This is a genomic window from Planotetraspora phitsanulokensis (assembly GCF_016863295.1).
Classification (GTDB): Bacteria; Actinomycetota; Actinomycetes; order Streptosporangiales; family Streptosporangiaceae; genus Planotetraspora; species Planotetraspora phitsanulokensis.
On sequence record NZ_BOOP01000007.1, the window covers coordinates 113,952 to 133,173 of the forward strand.

Sequence of the window (19,222 nt, forward strand, 5' to 3'; positions counted from 1 at the left end):
GTCATATACGGCGCATACGGTCCATTACGGGGTTCCCTTCAACGGGAACGGCAAGCCAAAGCGGCGCCAAAGGACATCTCAGACATCCATTGCGCACGCCCCCGGGCGCGTCCGCCGTACTGCCCCTGTGCGTACGGCGGACGCGGGCCCGATATTTACGGGGTCTTGACGCTATATCGCCATAAGTCCTATGTTTCCCTGAACAAGTTTAGACAGGTAGGGCAAATGGCCAGTACGCAGGGCGAACATCAGCAATCCACGACCGCCGCACGAGCGCTGACGATCGAGACCCACGGGCTCGACGTGATCGGCGACGATGAGCGGAAGGGCCGCCCCAGGCAGCTCTTCTGGCCGTGGTTCGGCGCCAACGTCTCCATCCTCGGGCTGAGCTACGGCTCGTTCGCCCTCGGGTTCGGCATCTCCTTCTGGCAGGCGCTCATCGCGGGTGTGGTGGGCATCGTCTTCTCGTTCCTGCTGTGCGGCTTCGTCGCGGTGGCGGGCAAGCGGGGCTCAGCCCCCACGATGGTCCTCAGCCGCGCCGCGTTCGGCGTCGGGGGCAACCGCCTGCCGTCGGCGATCTCCTGGGTGCTGACGGTGGGCTGGGAGACCGTGCTCACCGCCCTCGCCACCCTCGCGACCGCGACGGTGCTCGGCAGGCTCGGCTGGGGAGGCGGCACCTCGACCAAGGTCATCGCGCTCATCGTGGTGACCGTGCTGATCATCGGCGCCGGGGTCATGGGATTCCACCTGATCATGCGCCTGCAGACGATCATCACGGTGGTCACCGGCGTCCTGACGGTCGTCTACATCGTGCTGGTCCTCGACCACATCGACTGGGGCACGGTCTCCGCCGTCCCGAGCGGCTCCTCGCAGGAGTTCATCGGCGCCCTGGTGTTCATGATGACCGGCTTCGGGCTCGGGTGGGTCAACGCGGCGGCCGACTACTCGCGCTACCTGCCGCGCAGGTCCTCCGGCCGCGGCGTCGTCGGGTGGACGACGTTCGGGGCGTCCGTCGCGCCGATCATCCTGCTGGTCTTCGGCCTGCTGCTGGCCGGGTCCTCCCCCGACCTGGACAAGGCGATCGCGGGAGACCCGATCGGTGCGCTCGCGGCCGTGCTGCCCACCTGGTTCCTCATCCCGTTCGTGGCCGTGGCCGTGCTCGGCCTGGTCGGCGGCGCCGTGCTCGACATCTACTCCTCCGGCCTCGCCCTGCTGGCCGCCGGGCTGCGGGTGCCGCGCTACGTCGCCGCACTGGTCGACGGCGTCATCATGATCGTCGGGACGGTGTACATCGTCTTCATCGCCGACGACTTCCTCGGCCCATTCCAGGGCTTCCTGATCACCCTGGGCGTCCCGATCGCCGCCTGGTGCGGGATCATGCTGGCCGACATCCTGGTCCGCCGCCGCGACTACGACGAGGCCGACCTGTTCCGGCCCTCCGGCCGGTACGGCAACGTCCCGCTGGCGCCCCTCGCGATCATCGTCGTGAGCACCGCCCTCGGCTGGGGCCTGGTCGTCAACACCTACGCCGGCTGGCTCGGATGGCAGGGCTACCTGCTCGGTGTGCTCGGCCTCGGCGGCAAGGACGGCGCCTGGGCGTACGCCAACCTGGGCGTCTTCGCGGCCCTCGTCGTGGCGTTCGCCGCCACCCTGCTGGTGAGGCGGTCACGCGTGCGCGCCCAGGAGAGCCTGTACTCCGCCTCCGCAAAGGAGGTGGCCCCGTGAGCCTGCTGGCCGTCATCGACATGCAGCGGGTGTTCGCCGAGCCGTCCAGCGCGTGGTTCACACCGCGGTTCGCCGAGACCGTCGGCCCGATCAAGGAGCTGACCCGCGCGTTCGGGTCCAGGGTCCTCTTCACCCGGTTCATCGCGCCGGACAGCCCCGAGGGGGCCTGGCGCGAGTACTACCGCCGCTGGCCCTTCGCGCTGCAGCCGCCACACGCCCGGATCTACGAGCTGGTCGACGACTTCCGGGACGGCGCGGGCCCGACGCTGGACGCCACCACCTTCGGGAAGTGGACGCCGGAGCTGGCCGAGGCCGTCGGCCCCGAAGGACGGCTCGTCGTGGCCGGCGTCTCCACCGACTGCTGCGTGTTGTCGACCGTCGTCGCCGCGGCCGACGCGGGGGTGGAGGTCCAGGTCGTCTCCGACGCCTGCGCGGGCATGACCGACGAGAGCCACCGGCAGGCGCTGGACATCATGGCGCTGTACGGCCCTCTGGTGCGGGTGGTGACCTCGGCCGAGGTCCTGCGCGACATCGAGGACGCCGGGGGAAGGGCTTCGTGACCGGACCTGTCAGGTTGAAGCACCAGCGGATCACCGTCGCCCTGGAGAAGGAGATCCGTTCCGGCCGGGTCCCGCGTGGGGCCCGGCTGCCGGGCGAGCTCGCGCTCGCCCGGCGCTTCGGCGTGAGCCGCAACACCGTCCGATCGGCTCTCGCCGAGCTCTGCGAGGCCGGGCTGATCGCCACCCGGACCGGCAAGGGATCCTTCGTGCTGTTCGACGGGCGCCCGCTCGACGATCGGCTCGGATGGGCGCACGCGCTGGCGTCCCACGGCGTGGAGACCCGGGTCCGCGTGCTCGGCATCACCGCGACGCGCGAAGAGGAGCTGTCCGGCCTGCCGGGGATGGACTGCCCCGACGTCATCGTCATCGAGAGGGTCCGGGAGATCGAGCCCGCGACCGTCGTCTCCTACGAGCGCAGTTGCGTCCCCGCGATCGGCGGGCTGCGTGAACTGCCCGCGAGCGGGCTCGGCGGCGACTCGCTCACCGAGGTGCTCACCCGTGCGGGCCTGTACGCCGACCACGGCGAGCAGCACCTGCGCGGGCGCAGAATCGACGCCCGCGAGGCCGGACTGCTGCAGCGCGAGCCAGGCGCGTGGTTCCTCAACACCCGGCGGACCAGCTGGGCGGCCGACGGCGCGTTCGTCGAACGCGTGGACAGCCTGCTCGATCCCGAACACTTCCAGCTGCGCCTGGACTTCCGCGAAAGCGCTCCATGACCACGACACGATCGAGAGCCGCCGGCGCCCTCTACGGGCTCGCGATCGGCGACGCCCTCGGCATGCCCACCCAGATGCTCTCCCGGCCGCAGATCACGGCCCAGTACGGACCCGTCGTCGGCGGCTTCCTCGACGCGCCGCCCGACCACCCGCTCGCGGCGGGCATGCCCGCGGGCGCCGTCACCGACGACACCGAGCAGGCGATGGTGCTGGCCGGCCTGCTGATCGACGGCGACGGCAAGGTCGATCCCGCCGAACTGGCCCACCGCCTCGTCGTGTGGGAGGAGTCCATGCGGGCGCGCGGCTCCCTCGACCTGCTCGGCCCGTCGACCAAGCGCGCCGTCTCCGAGGTGGTCGCCGGAGCGGACGTGACGGAGACCGGCCGGTTCGGCACCACCAACGGCGCGGCGATGCGGGTCGCGCCGGTCGGCGTCGCGACGGCTCCGGACGACCTGGACGCCCTCGTGGACAGGGTCGTCGAGACGAGCATGGTCACGCACAACACGGGGGTCGCGCTCGCGGGCGCGGCGGCCGTCGCGGCGGCCGTCTCCGCCGGGGTCGCGGGGGCCACCGTCGGCGAGGCCGTCCACCTCGCCGTGGTCGCCGCGCGGCTCGCGGCCGGGCGTGGGCACTGGGTCGCCGCCGCCGACGTGGCGGAGCGCATCGCCTGGGCGACCGAACTCGTCGACGGGTTGTCCGACGAGGAGGTGTGCGAGCGCGTCTACCTGCTGGTGGGCACGAGCCTCGCCACCCAGGAGTCCGTCCCCGCGGCGTTCGCCGTCTTGTGGGCGTGCCGCGACGATCCGTGGCGGGCCTGCCTGCTGTCCGCGTCGGTCGGCGGCGACTGCGACACCATCGCCGCGATGGCCGGAGCCGTCGGCGGCGCCTGTCACGGCGTGGACGCCTTCCCCGCCGACGCCCGCCGGACCATCGCGCGGGTCAACGGCCTGCGCCTCGACGAGACCGCCGACGGCCTGCTGGCGCTCCGCTCTCCCGCGGGACACGGACGCTGATGGCGGCCGGCCGGTTGCTCCACGTGGGCAACGTCGTCGTGGACCTCGTGCTCGACGTGCCCGCCCTGCCGGAACGCGGGGGCGACGTGCTGGCGACGAGGTCCGCCCGCGCCCCCGGCGGCGGGTTCAACGTGATGGCGGCCGCGGCCAGGCAGGGACTGCGCGTGGCGTACGCGGGCGCCCACGGCACCGGCCCCTTCGGCGACCTGGCCCGCACGGGCATGCGCGAGGCAGGGATCGAGGTCCTCCATCCCGCACGGGCCGCTCTCGACACCGGCTTCGTGGTCGCCGTGGTCGACGACGGAGGCGAGCGCACGTTCCTGACCAGCCCGGGAGCGGAGGCGACGCTGACCGGCCGGGATCTCGACGCGGTCACCACGGGCGCGGGCGACATCGTCTGCGCCTCCGGGTACGGCATGCTCCACGCGTCCAACCGGGTGGCGCTGGCCGGCTGGCTGCCCCGCATCCCCGGCGACGTCCCGCTGGTCTTCGATCCGGGGCCGCTGGTCGGGCAGATCCCGGCCGAGGTCATGCGGGCCGTCCTCCCCCGGGTCGACTGGTGGACGTGCAACGCCCGCGAGGCGGCCGTCGTCACCGGCCACACGGACGCGATCATGGCGGCGGCGGCCCTGCTGGAGGTCACCGGCAGGCACGGGGTCCTGGTGCGGACCGGTCCCGGCGGATGCGTCGTCGCTCAGCGCGGCGGGCCGCCCGAGGTGGTGCCGGGGTTCCCCGTGGAGGCGGTGGACATGAACGGCGCGGGCGACGCCCACACCGGCGTGTTCGTCGCCGCGCTCGCCGCCGGGTCCACCGTCGTGGACGCGGCCCGCACCGCCAACGCCGCCGCGGCGCTGGCCGTCACCGTGCGGGGGCCCGCCACGGCGCCGGCCGCCGAGGAGTTGTCGGCCTTCCTCCGTCAGCGGGGATTGCCCGCCTGGAGCCACCGGACGTAGTCGCCGGCCGCGCGGCCGAGGTCGTATTCAGGCTCGAAGCCGGTGTCGCCTCGCAGCCGGTCGACGTCGAGGTGCGCGGCGAGAGCCGCGCCCGGCCGTCGTCCCTCCGCGAGTCCCGGCACCCAGCCGGGGACGGCTCGTCCGAGGGCCTCGACGACTTCGCGGTTGGTCGTGGTGCGCCCGCTGCCGACGTTGTAGGTGCGGTGACTCAGCGCCGCCGCCGTCTGCAGCAGCGCGATCGCCCGGCCGCAGTCGCGGACATAGAACATGTCGATCGCGTCCTCGGCGTACAGCGGTCCCAGGACGGCATGACCGCCGACCGCGGCGTGGACGAGCTGGGGCGCGCCGAAGAACGGCGAGGCCGGCCGGCCGAGCGGGCCCCAGATCGCCCCGATCCGGACACTGACGACGTCGAGGCCGGTGCTCCCGGAGACGGCGTCCGCCAGGATCTCCGCGCTCTTCTTGTGCGCGGGGATCAGATGCGCGCTCGCGATCGGCAACGGGACGTCCTCGCGGTAGGCGCCGTTCACGTCCGCCCCGCCGTACACGCCGATCGTGCTGGCCAGCACGACCCGCGCCACGTCCCACTCCTGAGCGGCGCGAAGCACGTTGAACAACGCCCGTGTGTTCGCCCACAGCTCGTCCATCGGCGAGTCCGCGCCCATGCCGGCGGCGGCGAGATGGACGATGCCGGTGATGTGGTGCCGCCTCCCGATGTCGAGGAGGTCGTCGAGGTCCGTGCAGTCCATCCGCTCCGCCACGGCCTGGTCACCGGCCGCGAAGAGGACCGGCGACCGCTCCGGCCTCCGGCCGCCGATCACGCAGCGCTCCCCCATGTCCAGCAGTGCCCGGCTCGTGTGCGAGCCGATGAAGCCCAGTCCACCCGTGACGAGAATCACGTCAGTCGTCCTTCTCCGATCGGCGAGACATGTCATTAGCGCGCTAACGACACCGTAGCGGTGGGATCGCTAGCATGCAAACGATTCGTACAATGAGCCGGTGACCGAACTGATCAGGCTGCTCACGCGGGCGCAGAAGCTGCTTCGGACGGCCTCGGACGACGCGATGAGCCGCCACGGCGTGCGCGTGGGCCAGAACCTCGTGCTCGAGGTGCTGTGGGAGACGGACGGCCTGACGCCCGGCGAACTGGCCGCGCGCCTGCACGTCACCACGCCGACGGTCGTCAACACGGCGACCCGGATGGAGAGCGCCGGGCTGCTCGTCCGGCGCCGGGACCCGGCCGACGGCCGCCTGGTCCGCCTGCATCTCACGCCGAAGGCCCTCGCGGCGCGACAGCCGATCGAGGAGGCCCGCCGGCGGCTCGCCGAGCACGCCACGGCCACGCTCACCGAAGACGAGCGCCGCCACATGCGCAGCGCACTCGAAAAGATCATCGAGCGGATGACCGAATCCCCGCCCGACCTCGGCGACGCCTGACTCACCGCCGTGAGAGGCGTCCGCATTCACGCTGAGGTGTGCGCGGACGGCCGGCACGGGCACCTGCACTCGCGCGCATTTGCGCCATTCAGGGAATCGGGCATGATCTGGCGCCATGGGTTTCTGGGGATCGATTGTGGTGGCACGGCTGGACGTGCCACTGACCGGGCTGCGCGCGTTGAAGGGCTATGACGGACACGCCAAGGAATTGGAGCGTGCGGCGGACGGGTGGCGGATCTGGGAACTGAGCGTCGACGATTCCCTGCCGGATCCGGAAGTCCTCGTCGTGGGTGTGTCCGAGGAGACCGGCGCACCGGCTCTCGTCGGATTCGTCATGGACAGCGACTGTGTCGCGGTGGCGGCTTTCAGCAGGTCGGCCCGGTCGTGGTCGGCCTGCCTGGCCCGGAACAGCATGGCGGCGTATCTCCGGCCGGACGATTTGAAGCTGAGCGATGTCTTCCTGCCTCCCGAGGAGGCGGCCGTGCTGGCCGTGAGATGGGCGGCCGACGCGGGATATCAGGTCTCGCCGGTACCGCTCGTCGAATTGCTGCATCGTGAGGGCGCCCCCTACGCGGAGCACCTCTTCGCCGAATTCATCGAACGAGTCGGCATCGCACTGAGCCCCGGGGTCGGCTGATCATCCCGCCGGGCACGGGATCGCGCGTCAAGGGAGCGCGGGGGTGAAGACGGGGGTCAGCGCTCCTCCGGCGTCGGGGTCCGTGCTCGCGTCCCGCGGCCAGACCATCGACGCCGCGTGCCGCTTCCCGTCCAGCTCCAGCTCGACCCCGATCGTGTACGGCTCTCCCCCCACGGCGCGTGTCACGCTCTCGTTGGGCACCTCGGCCCGGAACCTGACCTGGCCCTTCGGCCGGCACTCGTCCTCGACCCGGGTGAGCTCGTAGCTCGCCCGGCCGCCGTGCCCGGTGATCGTCAGCGTGGCCGCGGCCTCCCGCGGCGTCGTGCTCAGGTAGTCGATCCCGAACTCGAACGTGCCGTAGTTGTCCGGCCTGCCGTCGTGGTCGTAGAAGGCGCTCAGGCCCGCCTGCGGAGCCGGCGTCGAACCGGCGCGGGTCGTGGTGACCGCGAACGCGACGGCGAGGTCTCCCCCTGGCGTCCTGCCGAACAGGTCGACGCGGTACCTCCCGGGAGGCCCGGCGGGCTCCAACCGCCACGCGCCGGTTCCCGTGGGGACGAGCCGCGCGGGGATCTGCACGTCGCAGGGCTGCGGGAAGGCGACGGCGGGCTGCAGCTGCGTCGCCTGGAAGGTCCAGTCCTCCAGGGGGAAGGAGACGGTGATCTCGCCGGTCACCGTTCCCAGGTCCGGCAGGTCCTCCGGCCTCCCGTCGGCGCACGTGTTGCGGTAGCAGTACGTGAACGCGTCAAGGGACACCTGCCGTCCTCCGCCCTGCACGGCCACCGGGGGTGGCTGGGCGGTTCCCATCGCCTCGAGCGGGTCCGCGCCCGACCCGCAGGCCGTCACCACCGCCGCCAGGGACACGAGCCCGGCCGTCCGTCTCCAGCGCACATCGGCCTCCCGGCTCCGCACCGCCATGCCCTTATGACGGATCGTGCGCCGCAGCGGTTCGCCTCCCCGCCCCCTATGCCGACGTACCGGGCGGGTCTCCCGATGCGGGGGCCGCGAGCACGCCGGCGGCCACGGCGCGCAGCGACGCCGCCAGCCGCGACGTCTCGCCGCGCTCCAGCAGCCGCAACACCGGTTCGCTCTGAATGCTGCCCAGCAGGATGTGCGCCAGGAGTTCCCCGTCCAGGTCGGGCCGCCGCGCGGTGATCAGTGCGCTGATGTGACCGTGCCAGAACCGGTGCAGGGGATGCTCGCCGCCGGCTTCGTCCCTGTGCTCTCCCTGCTCCCTCGCCGGCCTGGGTGCCGCCGTGGCGGCGTGGCCGAGTGCCGCGAGAAGCCCCTTGTTCCTTCCGACGACGTCGACGATCGCGTCCAGGAAGGCCATGAGCCGCTCCTCGGGCGGGGCTCCGGGCCCCAGTGGGGGCGGCCCGGTCGTGACGGCATCCTCCAGGGCGTAGGCCCGCTCCCGCATCAGCTCGACCATCAGCCCCATCCGGCTCCCGAAACGGTGGAAGACCGTCCCCTTGCCGACCCCGGCCGCCGCGGCGATCTGTTCCATGGAGATCTGATCGGGCCGGTGCCGCGCGAGCAACTCCTCGGTGGCCCGCAGGATGGCGCGACGGTTGCGCGCCGCGTCAGCGCGTTCGGGACGTGCCTCAGCCATCGTCTCCTCTTCACATGGACAACTGGACCGCCGGTCAAGTAATCTCCATCCAACTTGACCTACGGTCCACTTTATCCTTACGAAGGAGGACGGCATGCGCCGAATCCGCTATCACGCCTACGGCGGCCCCGAGGTGCTCACCCTGGAGGAGACCGAGATCCCGGCACCTGGACCCGGCCAGGTCCGCATCCGCGCCGAGGTGATCGGAGCCAACTTCGTCGACGTGAAGTTCCGCCAGGGCCCCGACACCGGCGGGATCTACCGCCGCGACCTGCCCGCCGTCCTCACCGGCGACGTCGTCGGCACGGTCGGCGCGGTGGGACGCGGGGTCGACCCCGGTCTCGTCGGCCGCCGGGTCGCCGCACTGGCGGAGGACGCCTTCGCCGACCACGTGCTCGCCGAGGCCGAATGGCTCGCACCGGTGCCGGAGGGCGTCGACGACGCCACCGCGAGCATGCTGCCCATGGGCGGCCCCGTCGCGCTCGGCGCGTTGCGCGCCGCCCGGATGTCCCCCGGCGAGACGGTGCTCGTCCACGCCGCCGCGGGGGGCATCGGCCACCTGGCGGTGCAACTCGCCAGGCTCCGCGGGGCCGGCACCGTGATCGCCACGGCCGGTTCCGCCGGCAAACTCGACTTCATCCGCGCGCTCGGCGCCGACGCGGCCGTCGACTATTCGGCCGAGGACTGGCCCGAGCAAGTGCGCGAGCTCGCGCCGAGAGGAATCGACGTCGTCCTGGACTCCGTCGGCGGCCGCGTCCTGCTGCGCAGCCTCGACCTGCTCGCGCCGTTCGGGCGAGCCGTCGTGTACGGAGCGGCCGGCGGTGAGCTCACCGGCATTCCGCTGACCAGCCTCTTCGCGATGAGATCGGTGGCCGGATTCTCGCTGCTCGCGTGGAGGGCCGCCGCGCCGAGGCAGGCGCGCGACGACGTGGAAGAGGTGGCGACGCACGCGGCCGAAGGCCGGCTGCGTGCGTCGTTGCACGCCAGGCTGCCGCTCCACGAGGCGGCCGAGGCACATCGCATCATGGAGAGCCGCTCCCAGCTCGGTCGCGTCCTCCTCGTGCCCTGACCTGAGCGCCCGTGACGACGTGACGCCCGGGTGGTGGGAGGCGTCCACTCCCACCACCCGGAGGCCCGTCCGGGCCGGGCTAGGTCGCCCCGCCGCAGGTCTCGGCGTCGGCGTCCTTCGCGGCGCCGGGCACCCAGCGGACGTTCGCGAACGACGCGGAGAACGCGCCGTCCGTGTACACGAGGAACGGCGTGTTGACCACCGACAGATCGAGGCCACCGGTGGCGAAGCACGAGATCGGGACCTTGACGGTGGCCTTGCCGCCGACGGGCAGCCGCTGGAACAACGGCGTCGCGTCGATCTCGGCGAAGCACGGGTAGAGGCAGTGCGCGCTGATCACCGTGCGATTCGCCGGCGGCTGGTGCACGACGGTGTCGAACACCAGGGCGGCGTCGGCGTTGAGGTAGCCGCGCAGGTCGCTGCCGCCCGCCGGGTCCTGCATGTAGATCTGTGCGGGACCGCTGCCGTTCCAGGTCGCCTTCAGGCCGTCGCCCTGCACGTTGACGTCGGAGGGCACGACGCTGATCTCGGAGTGCGCGGCCTCGCCGTCCACTCCGATCTCGGTGCCGCCCCAGTTCTCGGCCGAGCCGATGAAGCTCTTGTACGGTGCCACGTCGGTCCGGTTGAAGATCTCCAGATCCTCGGTGGCCGTGCCGCCTCCGCCCGTCTGGCCGCAGGCGAACTCGGGCGAGGCCTCGTCCAGCGTCCCGACCGAGCCGGCCTGCCCGTAGCGCAGGCCGTACCCCGTCGGGAAGAGCGGGTCGTAGTCCGCGTCGCCGGTGTTGAGCGGCGTCTGACAGGCCGACCGCGGCCACGAGTACGACAGCGTGCCGGTGTAGCCCCGGCCGCTGTGCTTGCCGCGGACGAGCAGGTCGGCGACCCCGGCGCCCTCCGTGCCGGGCAGCCAGGCGGCCACGAACGCGTCGGAGCGGTTGAGCTCCTTGTTGACGTAGAGCGGCCGGCCGGAGACGTAGACCGTGACGACGGGAGCGCCCTTGCCGCTGACCTTGTCGAGCACGGCGAGGTCGCCCGGGTAGAGCTTGGCCGCCTCGAGCGTGCGCCGCGACAGGTCGCCGACCCCCTCGGCGTACGGCGTCTCGCCGATGACCGCGATGACGGCGTCGTACGCCGAGGGGTCGACGCCGTCGCCGGTCTCGCTGAAGGTGACGTCGTCGGCGCCGAGCGCGGCGCGGAGGCCTCCGAGAATCGTCGTGCCGTTCGGGAAGTCGGCGTTGGTGTTGCCGGTGCCCTGCCAGGTGAGCGACCAGCCGCCGGTCTGGTTCTGCAGGTTGTCGGCGCTCTTGCCGACGACGAGCACCTTCGACGAGGGCGACAGCGGCAGCACCTTGTGGTTGTTCTTCAGCAGCACCTGCGACTCGCGCACGGCCTCGCGGGCGAGGTCCTTGGCCTGGAGCGCGTCGGCGGATCCCGCCGCGTAGCGTGCGGACGGCCTTGGCGCGTCGAACACGCCGGCGCGCAGCTTCACCCGCAGGATGCGCGTGACGGCGTCGTCGATCCGCGACATGGGGATCTCGCCGCTTTCGACCTGCGCGACGGTGTTGGCGATGAACGCCTTCCAGTCGTTCGGCACCATGACGACGTCGATGCCGGCGTTGACGGCCCGTGCGCAACTCGAGTTGGTGCATCCGGCGACCTGGCCGATGCCGTTCCAGTCGGAGACCACGACGCCGTCGAAGCCGATCTTCTGCTTGAGGATGTCGGTGAGGGCCCGCTTGCTGCCGTGCAGCTTGCCCTCCTCGATCCCGAGGTCGGCGTTCGTCCAGCTGTTGAACGACGCCATCACGGTCTGGGCGCCCGCGGCCAGCGCGCCGTAGTAGCCCTGGCCGTGGATGTTGATCATCTGCGCCTCGGACGAGGAGTCGACCCCCTGGTCGACGCCCTTGTCCGTGCCGCCGTCGCCGATGTAGTGCTTGGCGGTCGCGATGACGCCCTTCCTGCTGATGCCGTGCGAGTCGCCGCCCTGGAGCCCCCGGATGGCTTCGTACCCGTAGGCGCGGGTGATCCGGGGGTCCTCGGAGAAGCCCTCGTAGGTGCGGCCCCACCGGTCGTCGCGCACCACGGCGAGCGTGGGCGCGAAGGCCCAGTCCTGCCCGGTAGCGTGCATCTGCTTCGCCGTCGCCTCTCCGATGTCGCGGATGAGGCACGGGTCGTGGGCGGCGCCGAGGCCGATGTTGTGCGGGAAGAGCGTCGCGCCGTAGACGTTGCTGTTGCCGTGGACCGCGTCGATGCCCCAGATGACGGGGATCTCGGTCCGCGTGGCCTTTGAGGCGGCCCAGTAGGCGTCCGCGAGATCCAGCCAGTCCTGCGGGGACGCGTGCTTGTCGCGGCCGGGCCACGAGCCTCCGCCGTTGAGGACCGAGCCGATGCCGTACTGCTGGACCTCCTCGGGCGTGATCGCGGCGATCTCCGGTTGCGTCATCTGGCCGACCTTCTCGGCGAGCGTCATGCTGCCGAGGATCTTCTTGATGCGCTTCTCGTCGGAGGGGTCGCGCTTGATCCGGCTGTCGACCTTCGGCCAGTCGGCGAGCGCGGGCAGGCGGCTCTCGATGCGGGCGCATCCCCGTGCGTCCAGGGCGGGCTTGCCGACGACGGGCTGCCCGCCGCCCTTCGCGGCGTCGGCTCCGGCGCTCGGAACCCCGGCGGCCCCGCCGCCCAACAGGACGACGGCCGCCAGCATCGCGAGCGTGCTCCGGCTCGCGCGTAATCGGGCCAGTGATCTGATCATGAGGAGTCCTTCTCACGGCGCGGGTTCGGTCAGAGTGCGCCTCCGGGCGGCGTTCGCCCGATCTTGGCCCGAGAGCGCTCTCCGGTCAAGGGTCCGTGAATCCGGAGTCAGGATTTCCTGCAAGATCCCCCACGGCCGGGGACGCGATGGCGTGGACCGTTCCCGGGGCCGAACCGTTATGTATCAGAGCGGCGGCGGCCTGCTCTTCATTCACATGGAGGATCCTCGGGACAAGTGGCCGTTCGGCGGGCGCGCGGCCGAGCTCGACCTGATACGCGAAGCCCTTCACGGCGACCGCCGCGGCATCGTCGTCACCGGCCCGGCCGGCGCCGGGAGGAGCCGCCTGGCGGCCGAATCCGTCGCCGGGCTCCCCCACGCCCGGGTCACCGGGACGCGCGGCACCGCGCCGCTTCGCTTCGCGGCGTTCGCTCACCTGCTGCCCGGCGCCGCGGCCGACTCGCTCAGCCGGGCCGTGGCGGCGTTGAGCCCGGTGCGCGTGCTCGTCGTGGACGACGCCCATCTCCTCGACGACGCGTCGGCGGCCCTCGTCCATCACCTGGTGGCGAACCGGCGCGCACGCGTCCTGCTCACGATGCCGGACGGCGCACACGGCCCCGACGCCGTCCTCGCGCTCCGGCGGCAGCACATGCTCTCCCACCTGCCCGCCGCTCCGCTGCCCGCCGCTGAGATCGCCCAGATCCTCGCCTCCGTGCTCGGGGACCACGTCGAGGCCCTGACCGCGCTGAGGTTGCGCCGGGTGACCGACGGGAACCTGTGGCTCCTGCGCGAACTCGTCGCGGCGACGCGTGAGTCGGGCGGACTGCGGCGCGTGAACGGCGTGTGGCGGTGGCGCGGGCCGGTCCCCATGACGGGCCGCCTCAGGGACCTGGTCGGGGCCGCCATGGGCGAGGTCGACGACTCCGAGCGGGAGGCGCTCGAGCTCGTCGCGTTCGGCGAGCCGGTGGACGCCACCGCCCCCGGGACACCCGTCGCCCCGCTCGAGCGCCTGGAGGCGAAGGGGCTCGTCGTGACCGACGACGACCTGCTCGTACGGCTGGCCCATCCGCTGTTCGGTCCCGCCGTCCGCGCGGGCGTCGGGCGTCTGCGCGCGCTCCGGCTCAGCCGTACGGCGCGGCCGCACGCCGACCTGACCGCGGCGTTGTCGGCCCAGTGCGCGGAGCTGACCGCGCTCGGCCACTCCGGCGACGTGACGCGGGTCGTCCCCGGCGTGGGCGAACGGCTCACTGAGGAGGACGAGGGCTGGGACGAGCCCGGCATGGCCGACTTCTGCGCACGCCGGGCCTGGATCGCCCGCCTGCGCGGCGAGCTCCGGGAAGCGGTGGCCTGGAGCAGCGAGGGGCTGCGGCGCTCCCGCCTGCACGGGCCGTGCCTGGCGGAGCTGGCCTGCGCCGCCGCTCAGTCCGGTGACCTGCTGACGGCGGAGGACGCGCTGAGCCGGTGGCCGCAGGACCCCGTGCCCGGCTTCCTCGCCACGCCCGCCTCGTTCCTCACCGCCCGCGCGTGGCTCCTCGCCGCGCGGGGCGAGCAGGACGCCGCGGTGGCGTCCGCGCTGGCGGCCGCCCGATCGAGCAGGTCGGGCGCCTGCCTGCCGGACGGGCTGTTCGCACTCGGCGCCTGCCGTTCCGGTGCGGCGGAGCCCGGCAGGTCCGCCGCGCCGTACGGCACGGGCCGCCCCGCCGGCCCCGGGTCGGGCGAGTTGTTCGCCCTGCACGACGTCGTACGGCTCGGCGCGCCCGGCCTCGTCGCCGACCGCCTCAAGCGACTCGCCCGCACCCTGCCGGGTGACCTCGCCCCTCTGCTCTCCGAGCACGCCGCCGCCCTGGCCGCGGCGGACGGGCCCGCCCTGGACAGGGTGGCCGGGAGGCTGGCCGGGCTCGGCCTGCTGCTGCACGCCGCCGAGGCGGCGGGCCACGCCGCGAAGGCCCACCACGACGCCCGGTCCGCCGACGCCTCGATCGCCTACGCCTCGACGCTGGCCCAGGCCTGCCAGGGCGCCCGCACTCCGGCCCTGCTCGGCCTCGCGACCCCCCGCCTCACGCCGCGGCAGCGGCAGATCGCGGGCCTCGCGGCGGCCGGGCTCACCAACCGCGAGATCGCCCAGCGGCTGGGGTTGTCCATCCGGACGGTCGCCAACCAGCTGTGCCGGGCGTACGAGAACCTCGGCAGCAGCGACCGGACCGCGCTGCGGCAGCTGATCAGCCTGGCCTCCGGCTGATCGTGGCCGATCTCGAAGGGGTCTCGCTCCTCACACGGCGGGTCCCCCTCGTCGTACGATGACGATCCCGGATGCACCCGACGTAAGGGCGTGCCGCGTGGACATCGACTCGACCGGCGCTCTCTTCCAGGCCGCGGCCAAGGGAGACGCCACCGCGTGGGAGGCTCTCGTCGGCCGTCTCAGCCCGCTCGTCTGGTCCGTGGTCCGCGCGCACCGGCTGATCGACGCCGACGCCCACGAGGTCTTCCAGACCACGTGGTTCCGGCTGGCCGACAACCTCACGCGCATCAAGGAGCCGGACAAGGTCGGCTCGTGGCTGGCGCGCACCGCCCGGCACGAGTGCCTCAAGGTCATCCGCGGCTCCCGCAGGGTCGTCCCGACCAGCGACATCGACGTCCTGTCGCCCGAGGCCGACGAGCACTCCCCCGAGCAGGCCGTCCTCGAAGCCGAGGAGACCGCGGGTCGGGAGGCCACGCTGCGCGGGGTCTGGCAGGCGTACGAACAGCTCTCCGACAACTGCCGGCGATTGTTGCGGGTTCTGATGGCGTCGCCTCCGCCGAGCTATGCCGAGATCGCCGCAGGGCTCGGCATGGCGATCGGGAGCATCGGCCCGACACGGGGCCGCTGCCTCGGGCAACTGCGAAGGTTGCTCGCGTGATGACGCGGCGAGCCGGAGGGCCGGCGACGTGAACGACGACGAACTGGAGGAGTCGCTGCGGCGCGCCGCGGAACTTCTCGACCCGGTGCCGGTCTCCCTCGTGGAGGTCGCCGTCGAGGCGTTCCGGTTCCGGACCGTCGACGCCGAGCTGGCGGAGCTGACGTTCGACTCCCTCGCCGGGACGGCGGCCGTCCGCGGCCCGGCGCAGGCGCGCGTGCTCGGCTTCGGCGGGCCGGAGACCGGTCTCGATCTGGAGATCACCGGGGACGGGCCGTCCCGCCGTGTCGTCGGCCAGGTGACGCCGGCGGCTCACGCGGTGGTGGAGGTCCGGGGCGGCGACCCGGTGTCCGTCAGCACGGACGCGTTCGGCCGGTTCACCGTGGACCGGGTCCCGCCCGGTCCACTGAGCTTCCGCTGCCGTGTCGGCGACGCCGTCTTCACGACGGAGTGGGTCACCGTCTGACCGGGCCGAAGACCGAGGTCAGGCCTTGAGCCGGGCCTCCCACAGGGCCACCCACGTCCGCTTGTCCACGGCCCCCGTCGCGTCGAAGCCCTGGCTCGTCTGGAAGCTCCTGACGGCCGCCCTGGTGTCCGGGCCGAAGTCTCCGTCCACTCCGGCGGGCCCGAGCGAGAACCGGCGGCGGCGGAGCTTCTCCTGGACACGCCGCACGTCGGCGCCCTTCTGCCCCTGCTTGACCGTGCCGGGGAAGCCGGGGGCGTCTCCCAGCTCGGCCAGGACGGCGGTGACCGAGAGATTCGGCACGGACGGCCTGCCGTCGTACGCCGGACGGCCGTAACCCACCACGAAGGCGTCCGTCCGCCGGTTCCGCACGCAGGCGTCGCCGATGTTGCCGTCGATCGTCTGGATGTCGCGCGTCGAGCGGACCTTCTCGACCGTGGCGACATGGTCGATGGCGTCGATCCTCCTGCCGCCCGACCAGTCGAAGAAGACGATGTCGCCGGGGCGGATTCCGGCCGTCCCCGCGTGCCACCGGCCGTCGTCCTTGAACCACTGGGCATGGCCCACGGTCCAGGCGAAGTCGCCGACCGCGGCGAGCATGTCCTTGCCGCCCGCGGCCATCGCGCACTGGGCGATGTACATGTCGCACCACGCGCCCTTGTCCCAGGCGTCCGCGGGCCGCAGGTCCTTCCGTTCGCGGAAGGAGGCCCCGAAGACGGTCCTCATGCTCGCGGGCTCCCGGTACCCGAGGTACCTGGTCATCTCCTTCAGCAGCTCACTGGGTCTGGGCATCGCGCGCCACCTCGCGATCCATCTCGTCGTAGTCGGGCTCCTCGAAGTCCTGGGGCGGATCGTCCGGTGACGGGTCCGGCACAGGTCGCGGCTCGACGGGCAGGTGTTCATCCATGTCCCCATATGACCGGTCGGTGGGCGTGCCGGTCATGAGTACCCCCCTACTCCTTCGGGTCCCGCCGACGACGGGACCCGGGGAGCCGGAGAGTCAGTGCGCGAAGTCGGCGGCGAGCCCCATGCCGCGCAGCAGCGTGGGCCGGTCGTAGTACTCCAGCCACTCGGTCACGTGGCCGTCCTCCACCGACAGCACGCCGACGGCGGGCACCTCGCCGTGATGGCCCTTCACGTCGAACACGTCCCGCCGTTCGATGAAGACGCGGCCGTCGACGACGCCCATCGTCCTGATCTCCAGAGTGATCCGCTCGAGCCCGTCCGTGAGCGCGGCCAGCCGCCCGCGGATCGCGTCGCGGCCCACGATGGGATCCTGCATCACGCTGTGGAGCACGCCGTCCGGCGCGAAAAGCTCCACGACCCGCTCCCAGTCCATGGTGTTCCACGCCTCGACCATGTCGCGGGCCACCTGCAGGCGCGCGGCGTCGTCCATCTCGTCTCCTCCGCTGTGTGTAGGGGGTGTCAGGCGATCTCACGGCGGAGTTCGCGCTTGAGGATCTTGCCGACGGGGTTGCGCGGCAGGACGGCCCGCACCTCCAGCCGTTCGGGCAGCTTGTAGGAGGCGATCCTGGCCGCGCGGAGGTGCTCGAGGAGGTCGTCGAGGGTGACCTCGGCGCCCTCCTTCGGCACGACGACCGCGCAGACCCGCTCGCCGAGAACCTCGTCCGGATAGCCGACGACGGCGACGTCGGCGATCCCCGGATGGGCCGAGAGCAGTCCCTCGATCTCCGCGGGGGCGATGTTCATGCCGCCGCGGATGATGAGGTCCTTGGCCCGGTCGACGTACCGGAGGAACTCGCCCTCCTCTCCGTCGATGACGAAGACGTCACCGGTCCTCAGGTAGCCCTGCTCGTCGAACGGATCGGGCAGGCGCTCGCCCTTCAGGTAGCCGGCGAAGACCGTCGGGCCCTTGAGCCGCAGCTCCCCGGGTCGGCCCGGCTCGGTGACCTCCTCGCCCGTGTCCGGGTCGACGAGCCTCACCGACACCTGGCGGGAGATCCGCGAACTCCACGTCACCCCCGCCGCTCCGTACCGGGGGAAGTAACGGGCGCGCTGCTCGGGATCGGGCACGTCGTGCGGGTCGGTCAGCAGCGCGATCCCCTCGTTCGAGCCGAAGAAGTTCACGATGCCGATCCCGTGGACGTCCTGCCAGCCCTTCACCATTGAGGGCGGGAGCGGCGCGGAGCCGGAGCCGATCAGGCGGAGCGAGGAGATGTCGGCGTGGGCCAGCAGGTCCGCGCGAGCCAGCAGCAGCGACAGGAGCGCGGGCGGCGCCACCGTGTAGGTCGCGCGCTCCTCCGCGATCTGCGCCAGGAAGGTGGGCAGGTCGAACGGGTGATGCTGGACCAGCACGCCGCCCACCCGCAGCCACGGCAGGAACATCCCGTTGATGCCCGCCATGTTCACCATGGGGAAGGGATTGAGCAGCACGTCGTCGCCGGTCAGCCGGGGCGCGTCCACCGTCGCCCAGCTCATCGCCAGCCAGTCGTAGTGAGTGCGCGGCACGCCCTTGGGGGTGCTCTCCGTCCCCGACGTCCAGCAGATGGTGACGCAGTCGTTCGGGTCCGCCGAGTGCGCGGCCGCGTGGTCCTCCACGAGCCGGCGCGCCTCGTCCGGATCGGTCGCGGCCAGCTCGGCGTCCAGCTCCTCCCCGTACGCGAGGACCGTCCTCAGGCCGGGCAGGGCGGCGCGGACCTCGTCGGCCGGGCGGCGTTCGCCGAGCCGCGCGACGGTGACGAACCCCGCGAACTCGGCGAGGGCGCCCAGCTCCGTGACCTCGTGCTCGCGGTACTGCACCGGCAGCGGCGAGACCACGATCCCCAGCCGCCAGCACGCGAGGTAGACGGTGACCAGCTCGACGGTGTTGGGCAGTTGCACGCCGAGCACGTCGCCCGCGCCGAGCCCGTGCCGCAGGAGGACGGCGGCGAGGCGGTTCACCTCCGACTCGAGCTCCCGCCAGGTGAGCCGCCGCGGCGGGAGACCGAGCAGGTCGCCCTTGTTGCGCGGGTCGACGAGGGCGAGCCGGTCGGGCTCGGCGCCGACCCGGACACGGAACAGGCCATCCATCGTCTCGTCGCTCCACCAGCCCAGGCGGGTGTACTCCTCGACCCGCTCCGGCGCGTGCAGCCCCCGGGTCACCGGTGGCCCCCTCGGGCGCCGCCGCGAACCGCGGCCTCCGGGGCTCTGTGCGTTCTGTGCATCCCGACGTCGCTCCCCTGTGAGTTCCGTACGGCTACCGGCACTGTGTTGCCGGTCACAGCGTTACTACAGCAGACAGAGTGATTGCGTCAACGGGCCGCGGCCTGGTCGAAACTCGTCCGCAATCAACCCTGGCCGGGTAACTCTCTTAGTTGTAGCGTGATGCCGGGCCTGTCCCATCGGCCGCTCCCCCGGACGGCGAGACGGCCACACGGTGAGGCGGACACGGTGAGGAGGCCGG

General features: G+C 72.3%; 19 protein-coding genes. 11 read left to right on the plus strand and 8 right to left on the minus strand.

Annotated features, from left to right (window positions below; genetic code table 11):
* Positions 1-225: 225 nt before the first annotated feature.
* Genes Pph01_RS09540 through Pph01_RS09560 form a run of 5 tightly spaced genes read left to right on the plus strand, consistent with a single transcriptional unit; the run spans position 226 to position 4,967 of the window.
* Positions 226-1,725 (plus strand): purine-cytosine permease family protein, encoded by a 1,500-nt coding sequence (locus tag Pph01_RS09540; protein WP_204072636.1) that lies wholly within the window; start codon positions 226-228, stop codon positions 1,723-1,725.
* A complete protein-coding gene (locus Pph01_RS09545; RefSeq protein ID WP_204072637.1) occupies positions 1,722-2,285 on the plus strand; it encodes a cysteine hydrolase family protein in 564 nt (187 codons plus the stop codon). Before Pph01_RS09540 ends, Pph01_RS09545 begins: the two co-directional genes overlap by 4 nt.
* Positions 2,282-3,001 (plus strand): GntR family transcriptional regulator, encoded by a 720-nt coding sequence (locus Pph01_RS09550; RefSeq protein WP_204072638.1) that lies wholly within the window; start codon positions 2,282-2,284, stop codon positions 2,999-3,001. The genes Pph01_RS09545 and Pph01_RS09550 overlap by 4 nt, the downstream gene beginning before the upstream one ends.
* Positions 2,998-4,014 carry an ADP-ribosylglycohydrolase family protein gene (locus Pph01_RS09555; protein ID WP_204072639.1) on the plus strand — a complete coding sequence of 339 codons (1,017 nt, stop codon included), beginning with the start codon at positions 2,998-3,000 and terminating at the stop codon, positions 4,012-4,014. The genes Pph01_RS09550 and Pph01_RS09555 overlap by 4 nt, the downstream gene beginning before the upstream one ends.
* Positions 4,014-4,967: a PfkB family carbohydrate kinase gene (locus Pph01_RS09560; protein WP_204072640.1), complete on the plus strand. Its 954-nt coding sequence runs from the start codon at positions 4,014-4,016 to the stop codon at positions 4,965-4,967. Before Pph01_RS09555 ends, Pph01_RS09560 begins: the two co-directional genes overlap by 1 nt.
* On the opposite strand, the gene Pph01_RS09565 is transcribed toward Pph01_RS09560, so the two are convergent.
* Complete coding sequence (locus Pph01_RS09565) at positions 4,931-5,866, minus strand: NAD-dependent epimerase/dehydratase family protein (RefSeq protein ID WP_204072641.1); 936 nt, start codon at positions 5,864-5,866, stop codon at positions 4,931-4,933. The genes Pph01_RS09560 and Pph01_RS09565 overlap by 37 nt on opposite strands.
* 100 nt (positions 5,867-5,966) lie before the next feature.
* On the opposite strand from Pph01_RS09565, the gene Pph01_RS09570 reads away from it, so the two are divergent.
* Both Pph01_RS09570 and Pph01_RS09575 read left to right on the plus strand, forming a co-directional pair.
* Positions 5,967-6,404: a MarR family winged helix-turn-helix transcriptional regulator gene (locus Pph01_RS09570; protein ID WP_204072642.1), complete on the plus strand. Its 438-nt coding sequence runs from the start codon at positions 5,967-5,969 to the stop codon at positions 6,402-6,404.
* 115 nt (positions 6,405-6,519) lie between these two features.
* Positions 6,520-7,041: a hypothetical protein gene (locus Pph01_RS09575; protein ID WP_204072643.1), complete on the plus strand. Its 522-nt coding sequence runs from the start codon at positions 6,520-6,522 to the stop codon at positions 7,039-7,041.
* 27 nt (positions 7,042-7,068) lie between these two features.
* Here the strand turns inward: Pph01_RS09575 and Pph01_RS09580 are convergent, their stop codons facing one another.
* Together Pph01_RS09580 and Pph01_RS09585 are read right to left on the minus strand one after the other, a co-directional pair.
* Positions 7,069-7,929, minus strand: a complete 861-nt coding sequence (locus Pph01_RS09580; protein ID WP_204072644.1) for a hypothetical protein — start codon at positions 7,927-7,929, stop codon at positions 7,069-7,071.
* Positions 7,930-8,002: 73 nt separating this feature from the next.
* On the minus strand, positions 8,003-8,650 hold the full coding sequence (locus Pph01_RS09585) for a TetR/AcrR family transcriptional regulator (protein ID WP_204072645.1): 648 nt from the start codon (positions 8,648-8,650) through the stop codon (positions 8,003-8,005).
* 94 nt (positions 8,651-8,744) lie between these two features.
* Here Pph01_RS09585 and Pph01_RS09590 point away from each other — a divergent pair, with 94 nt between their 5' ends.
* Positions 8,745-9,719, plus strand: a complete 975-nt coding sequence (locus tag Pph01_RS09590) for a quinone oxidoreductase family protein (protein ID WP_204072646.1) — start codon at positions 8,745-8,747, stop codon at positions 9,717-9,719.
* Between the two features lie 79 nt (positions 9,720-9,798).
* On the opposite strand, the gene Pph01_RS09595 is transcribed toward Pph01_RS09590, so the two are convergent.
* A complete protein-coding gene (locus tag Pph01_RS09595; RefSeq protein WP_204072647.1) occupies positions 9,799-12,465 on the minus strand; it encodes a glycoside hydrolase family 3 protein in 2,667 nt (888 codons plus the stop codon).
* A 214-nt stretch (positions 12,466-12,679) separates the two neighbouring features.
* Between Pph01_RS09595 and Pph01_RS09600 the strand changes: the two genes are divergently transcribed.
* From Pph01_RS09600 to Pph01_RS09610, 3 genes are all read left to right on the plus strand, one after another.
* On the plus strand, positions 12,680-14,701 hold the full coding sequence (locus Pph01_RS09600) for a helix-turn-helix transcriptional regulator (protein ID WP_204072648.1): 2,022 nt from the start codon (positions 12,680-12,682) through the stop codon (positions 14,699-14,701).
* 97 nt (positions 14,702-14,798) lie between these two features.
* The gene (locus tag Pph01_RS09605; RefSeq protein ID WP_204072649.1) at positions 14,799-15,359 is read left to right on the plus strand and encodes an RNA polymerase sigma factor; all 561 of its coding nucleotides are present in this window, start codon (positions 14,799-14,801) and stop codon (positions 15,357-15,359) included.
* A 28-nt stretch (positions 15,360-15,387) separates the two neighbouring features.
* Positions 15,388-15,822, plus strand: coding sequence for a hypothetical protein (locus tag Pph01_RS09610; RefSeq protein WP_204072650.1), 435 nt, complete (start codon positions 15,388-15,390; stop codon positions 15,820-15,822).
* 18 nt (positions 15,823-15,840) lie between these two features.
* Here Pph01_RS09610 and Pph01_RS09615 read toward each other — a convergent pair whose 3' ends face one another.
* Genes Pph01_RS09615 through Pph01_RS09630 form a run of 4 tightly spaced genes read right to left on the minus strand, consistent with a single transcriptional unit; the run spans position 15,841 to position 18,921 of the window.
* Positions 15,841-16,611 carry a peptidoglycan-binding protein gene (locus tag Pph01_RS09615; RefSeq protein ID WP_204072651.1) on the minus strand — a complete coding sequence of 257 codons (771 nt, stop codon included), beginning with the start codon at positions 16,609-16,611 and terminating at the stop codon, positions 15,841-15,843.
* Positions 16,595-16,762 carry a hypothetical protein gene (locus Pph01_RS09620; protein ID WP_204072652.1) on the minus strand — a complete coding sequence of 56 codons (168 nt, stop codon included), beginning with the start codon at positions 16,760-16,762 and terminating at the stop codon, positions 16,595-16,597. The genes Pph01_RS09615 and Pph01_RS09620 overlap by 17 nt, the downstream gene beginning before the upstream one ends.
* A gap of 57 nt (positions 16,763-16,819) precedes the next feature.
* Positions 16,820-17,215, minus strand: coding sequence for an SgcJ/EcaC family oxidoreductase (locus tag Pph01_RS09625; protein WP_204072653.1), 396 nt, complete (start codon positions 17,213-17,215; stop codon positions 16,820-16,822).
* A gap of 29 nt (positions 17,216-17,244) precedes the next feature.
* Positions 17,245-18,921, minus strand: coding sequence for a class I adenylate-forming enzyme family protein (locus tag Pph01_RS09630; protein ID WP_239116553.1), 1,677 nt, complete (start codon positions 18,919-18,921; stop codon positions 17,245-17,247).
* Between the last annotated feature and the right edge of the window lie 301 nt (positions 18,922-19,222).